This window comes from Sulfitobacter sp. UBA4523, assembly GCF_002388305.1.
GTDB lineage: Bacteria > Pseudomonadota > Alphaproteobacteria > Rhodobacterales > Rhodobacteraceae > Sulfitobacter > Sulfitobacter pontiacus.
Genome location: NZ_DGMH01000044.1, coordinates 74,289 through 79,429 on the forward strand (window position 1 = coordinate 74,289; position 5,141 = coordinate 79,429).

Below are 5,141 nucleotides of genomic sequence, written 5' to 3' on the forward strand. Positions count from 1 at the left end.
CCGCCTTCCGATCGAATCCGTTGCCCTGCAAGCGCTGGTCTCAGAGCCGATCAAACCCTGCATGGATGTGGTGGTCATGGCCAATACCGTGCATGGCTACATGAGCCAGTCCGACAAGGGCGAGATGGTGATCGGCGGCGGGACGGATGGCTATAACAACTACACCCAACGCGGCTCTTTCCACCATATCGAGGAAACGGTCCGCGCCCTGGTCGAGACCTTCCCGATGGTGTCCCGTCTCAAGATGTTGCGCCAATGGGGCGGCATTGTGGATGTGACGGGGGACCGCTCTCCGATCCTGTCCAAAACGCCGGTCGAGGGCGTCTTCGTCAACTGTGGCTGGGGTACCGGCGGGTTCAAGGCGATCCCCGGCTCGGGCTGGGCCATGGCCGAACTGATGGCCAAGGGACGGTCGCCGCTGACGGATGCCTTCGGCCTGAACCGGTTCCAGGAAGGGCGGTTCATCGACGAATCCGTGGCCGCCGGGGTGGCGCATTGATCGGCGCGCGGAAACCTGCCCGCCCAATGGGGCTGTGGAACTTTTTGCCTGTGAACGGGGTTTGCACTTCATATCAAGTTTATGAAGGACCATTCCCATGGCTACGCCTGACAACAACCAAGCGCCACACACCACCGTCAACAAAACCAGCGGCACCGGATCGGGGATCGTCATCGGCGTTCTCGTCGTTCTGGTCCTTGGCTTCGGCTTTTACTTCTTCGCTGGTGGCAACCCGATGGACGACTCCGGCGACATCAACGTCAACGTCGAAGGCGCGGCCGATGGTGCTGCCGATGCCGTTGAAGGCGCGGCCGAAGAAGCAACCGGCAACTAAGCCGCTTTCCACTCTATCCAATATGATCAAGGCTGGCCCTCGCGCGGGGGCTGGCCTTTTCGCGTTTCAACCGACCTTAGAAAGGAGCGCCCCATGCTGACCCTGACATGTCCCAACTGCGGCATCACCGCCGAGGAAACCGAATTCCACGCGGGCGGCGAGGCGCATCTGAAACGTTTTGGTCCGGGGTCCTCTGACAGCGACTTCGAAAAATACCTGTTCATGCGGGAAAATCCCAAGGGCGTGCATTTTGAGCGCTGGCGGCATGTCTATGGCTGTGGCAAATGGTTCCACGCCGCGCGCGATACCATGACGCTCGAAGTCTTCGGCACCTATACCGCCCAGACCAGCACGGTCCCGCAAGAGATCATCGACAAGATACAGGACCGTCGCCCCGATTGGCAGGCCGCCGCCGCGCCATGACCGCTGCCGTTCCTCATTTTGCCAAGAAAACTCCCGCCGGAGGCACCCGCGCTTTCGCCCCACACCAAGGTTTGACTTCATGAGCACCAGAATTGCCACAGGCGGCCGCCTGCTGAACAAATCAAATGCTGTCAGTTTTTCGTTTAACGGAAAGCAGCTGCGCGGCTTCGAGGGCGATACCCTAGCCTCGGCCTTGCTGGCGAATGACCAGATGCTGGTGGGACGGTCGTTCAAATACCACCGTCCGCGCGGCATCGTGGCGGCGGGCCCGGAAGAACCCAACGCGCTGGTGAACCTCGGGCAGGGCGACCGGTTCGAGCCCAACCAACGCGCCACGACCACCGATCTTTTCGACGGGCTCGAGGCGGAAAGCCAGAACCACTGGCCCAGCCTCGAATTCGACGTTGGCGCGATCAACAAACACCTGAGCCGCTTTCTGCCCGCGGGCTTCTACTACAAGATGTTCATCCACCCGCGCCCCTTCTGGAAGCATGTCTACGAGCCGATCATCCGCCACTCTGCCGGTCTGGGCAAAGCGCCCAAGGAGACGGATGGCGATACCTATGAACATTTCCACGCCTTTTGCGATGTGCTGATCATCGGCGGTGGTGTCGCGGGGCTAGAGGCCGCGCGCACCGCGGCCCTGTCCGGTGCCAAGGTCATCGTGCTGGAACAGACCGCCCATTGGGGCGGCCGCGCTCCCGTGGATGGCGGCACGGTCGATGGCACACCCGTCGCCGACTTCATCGACGCGCTGGTGGCAGAGCTGTCGGGGATGGCAAACGTCACCCTGCGCACCCGTGTCATGGGGGCGGGAGTCTATGACCACGGCTATGTGCTGGGCTATGAACGGCTGACGGACCACGCGCCGGAGATTGCTGGGCCGCGCCACCGGCTCTGGCGCATTCGCGCCGGTCATATCGTGACCGCCACCGGCGCGATTGAAAGGCCTTTGTCCTTTGCTGGCAATGACATCCCGGGCGTGATGCTGGCCGCATCTGTGCGGGATTATCTGGTGAACTATGGCGTGTCGGTCGGGGATCGCACGGTGGTGGTCACCAATAATGACGACGCCTACCGCACCGCCATCGCCTTGACCGAGGCCGGTCTGACCGTGCCCGCCATTCTGGATGCCCGCGTGCTGCCGCAGGATTCCGCGCTGATGACGCACGCTAAAGATCTGGGCATTCGCGTGATGATGGGGCATGCCGTGGCGCGGGTCACAGGCGGGAAACGCGTGACCGGCGTAGAGGTGTGCAGCCAAGCGGGCGAGGGTACGGTGCTTGAAACCTTCCCCTGTGACGCCGTGGCCATGTCGGGCGGCTGGTCGCCGGTGGTGCATCTGTGGTCCCATTGCGGAGGCAAGCTGACCTGGGATACCGCCGGGGCCATGTTCCGCCCCGATGTGAACAATCCGCCGCTGGGGGCGGACGGGCATGGTTTTGTCACCGCTGCCGGTGCCGCGGGTGGGTTCTTTGCGCTGGATGATATCTTGCACGACGCCCATGCCGCTGCCGATGGGGTGGTCACGACGCTGGGGTTCAAGCTGCCCGCCGATGCTGTCTCGCCGAACGCCGACCGGCAAGAGGAAGCGCCGCTCGCCCCCGTCTGGATGATGCCCCAAGGCGCAAATGTGAAGCTGCGCGAGAAGACGTGGCTGGATTATCAGAACGATGTCAAAGTGTCGGACGTGCGGCTTGCCGCGCAAGAAGGCTTTGTCAGCGTCGAACACGCCAAACGCTATACCACCTTGGGGATGGCGACGGATCAGGGTAAGCTCAGCAATATCAACGGGCTGGCAACCCTGGCGGGCGCGATGGACGCGGATATTCCCGCCGTTGGTACCACCACTTTCCGCCCGCCGTACCACCCGATTTCGATGGGCGCGATCGCGGGCGAGGCGCGTGGCGATGTGTTCCAACCGATCCGCCGCACCCCGCTGCATGATTGGCACGACGCGAACGGTGCCGAATGGGAACCCGTCGGCCAGTGGCGACGCCCCTATGCCTATCCGCGCAAGGGCGAAAGCACCCATGACGCCGTGATGCGCGAGGTCACCAACACGCGCAGCAAACTGGGGATGCTGGATGCCTCCACCCTGGGCAAGATCATCGTCAAGGGACCGGACGCGGGGCGCTTCCTCGACATGCTCTACACCAATATGATGAGCACGCTGAAACCGGGTAAATGCCGCTATGGCCTGATGTGTTCGGAAAACGGGTTCCTGATCGACGATGGTGTCGTTGCGCGGATCGATGACGACACCTTCTTGTGCCACACAACGACGGGCGGCGCGGAAAGCATCCACCAGCATATGGAAGAATGGCTCCAGACCGAGTGGTGGGATTTCAACGTCTATGTTGCTAATGTCACCGAGCAATATGCGCAGATCGCCGTGGTCGGCCCCAATGCACGCAAATGTCTGGAAAAGCTGGGCGGCATGGATGTCAGCAAAGACACGCTGGCCTTTATGGAGTGGGCGGACGGCACGCTGGGGGGCTTCAAGTGCCGCGTTTACCGGATCTCTTTCTCGGGCGAGCTGAGCTACGAGATCGCGGTGGATGCAGGGCAGGGACAGGCCTTCTGGGATGCGCTGATGGTGGCGGGCAATGATCTGGGCGTGATGCCCTATGGGACCGAATGTCTGCACATCCTGCGCGCCGAAAAGGGCTTTATCATGATCGGGGACGAAACCGACGGCACCGTGATCCCGCAGGATCTGGGGCTGAACTGGGCGATCTCGAAAAAGAAGGATGACTACTTGGGCAAGCGCGCGCAGCAGCGGTCCCATATGGTGGACCCGACGCGCTGGAAACTGGTGGGGCTGGAAACAACCGACGGCAGCACCCTGCCGGACGGGGCCTATGCCGTAGGTGACGGCGAGAACGAGAACGGCCAGCGCAATATGATCGGGCGCGTCACCTCGACCTATCATTCGCCGACCTTGGGTAAGGGGATCGCGATGGGGCTGGTCCTGAATGGGCCGGACCGCATGGGCGAGGTGCTCGATTTCCCCGGGACCGACGGCAAGACCTATCAGGCGAAAATCGTCGATCCGGTGTTCTATGACAAAGAAGGGGCCAAGCAAAATGTCTGAGGCGGTAAGCGCGTTGAAAGCGGCGGAATTCACCGGCGGCATTGCCGAGGTGACCCTGATGGACCCGATTGGCATGATCTCTGTCCGCGGGGATCTGGGGGCGGGCTATATGAAGAAGGCGCTGAAAAAGGCCGTCGGCCTGGGCCTTCCCGATACCCGCAGTGTCCAGATCAACGGGGATCGCGGTGTCGCGTGGATGTCACCGGACGAGCTGTTGTTGCTCTGCCCCTATGATCAGGTCAGCGACACCATCGACATGCTGACCAAATGCTTTGGTAGCAATCACACGTTGGCGGTCAATGTATCCGATGCGCGGGCGGTGTTTCGCATCAGCGGGGCGCACAGCCGCGATGTGCTGGCCAAGCTCGCCCCGGTGGATCTGTCGCCAGACAGTTTCACCCCCGGCATGATCCGCCGCACGCGGCTGGCGCAGGTGCCGGCGGCGTTCTGGATCGAGGACGGCGACAGCTTCCGTCTGGTCTGCTTCCGCTCGGTCGCGCAATATGTGTTTGATCTGCTGAAAACCGCGGCACAGGCCGGGTCCGCCCCCGAATATTATAGCACCGCGCGGTAAGCCGCTGGTCAGGGGCAGGGCGGCAGACTGGCGGGAACATTCGCCCCAGCCAGCCGTTTTACCCTTAAGCGGGTGACGGTAGAAGCGCCCCGTCAGCTGTGCCGGTTTCCCCCTTGCGGGTCGATCAGCACTTGACCTTATGACGGGACGGGCTTCATGTGACCCAGACGCAATTCAATAACGGAGGCTTTTCTCATGGCTTTTACTCTTCCTG

5 protein-coding genes are annotated in these 5,141 nt (G+C 62.1%); all 5 read left to right on the forward strand.

Going from position 1 to position 5,141, the window contains the following annotated elements; translation table 11 throughout:
• Positions 1-499 (forward strand): FAD-dependent oxidoreductase (locus tag B3849_RS10755; protein ID WP_286780113.1); only part of this gene is annotated, 499 nt, incomplete at its 5' end.
• 97 nt (positions 500-596) lie between these two features.
• Positions 597-833, forward strand: a complete 237-nt coding sequence (locus tag B3849_RS10760) for a hypothetical protein (protein WP_005852605.1) — start codon at positions 597-599, stop codon at positions 831-833.
• A 93-nt stretch (positions 834-926) separates the two neighbouring features.
• The gene (locus tag B3849_RS10765; RefSeq protein WP_074635171.1) at positions 927-1,256 is read left to right on the forward strand and encodes a sarcosine oxidase subunit delta; all 330 of its coding nucleotides are present in this window, start codon (positions 927-929) and stop codon (positions 1,254-1,256) included.
• A gap of 79 nt (positions 1,257-1,335) precedes the next feature.
• Complete coding sequence (locus B3849_RS10770; RefSeq protein ID WP_286780114.1) at positions 1,336-4,353, forward strand: sarcosine oxidase subunit alpha family protein; 3,018 nt, start codon at positions 1,336-1,338, stop codon at positions 4,351-4,353.
• The gene (locus B3849_RS10775; protein WP_278425872.1) at positions 4,346-4,927 is read left to right on the forward strand and encodes a sarcosine oxidase subunit gamma; all 582 of its coding nucleotides are present in this window, start codon (positions 4,346-4,348) and stop codon (positions 4,925-4,927) included. Before B3849_RS10770 ends, B3849_RS10775 begins: the two co-directional genes overlap by 8 nt.
• Positions 4,928-5,141 lie beyond the last annotated feature (214 nt).

Excerpts from the sequence above, each read along its gene's own strand:
- B3849_RS10775 (WP_278425872.1), top strand. The coding sequence starts at position 4,346 with ATGTCTGAGGCGGTAAGCGCGTTGAAAGCGGCGGAATTCACCGGCGGC.
- B3849_RS10765 (WP_074635171.1), top strand. The coding sequence starts at position 927 with ATGCTGACCCTGACATGTCCCAACTGCGGCATCACCGCCGAGGAAACC.
- B3849_RS10760 (WP_005852605.1), top strand. The coding sequence starts at position 597 with ATGGCTACGCCTGACAACAACCAAGCGCCACACACCACCGTCAACAAA.
- B3849_RS10770 (WP_286780114.1), top strand. The coding sequence starts at position 1,336 with ATGAGCACCAGAATTGCCACAGGCGGCCGCCTGCTGAACAAATCAAAT.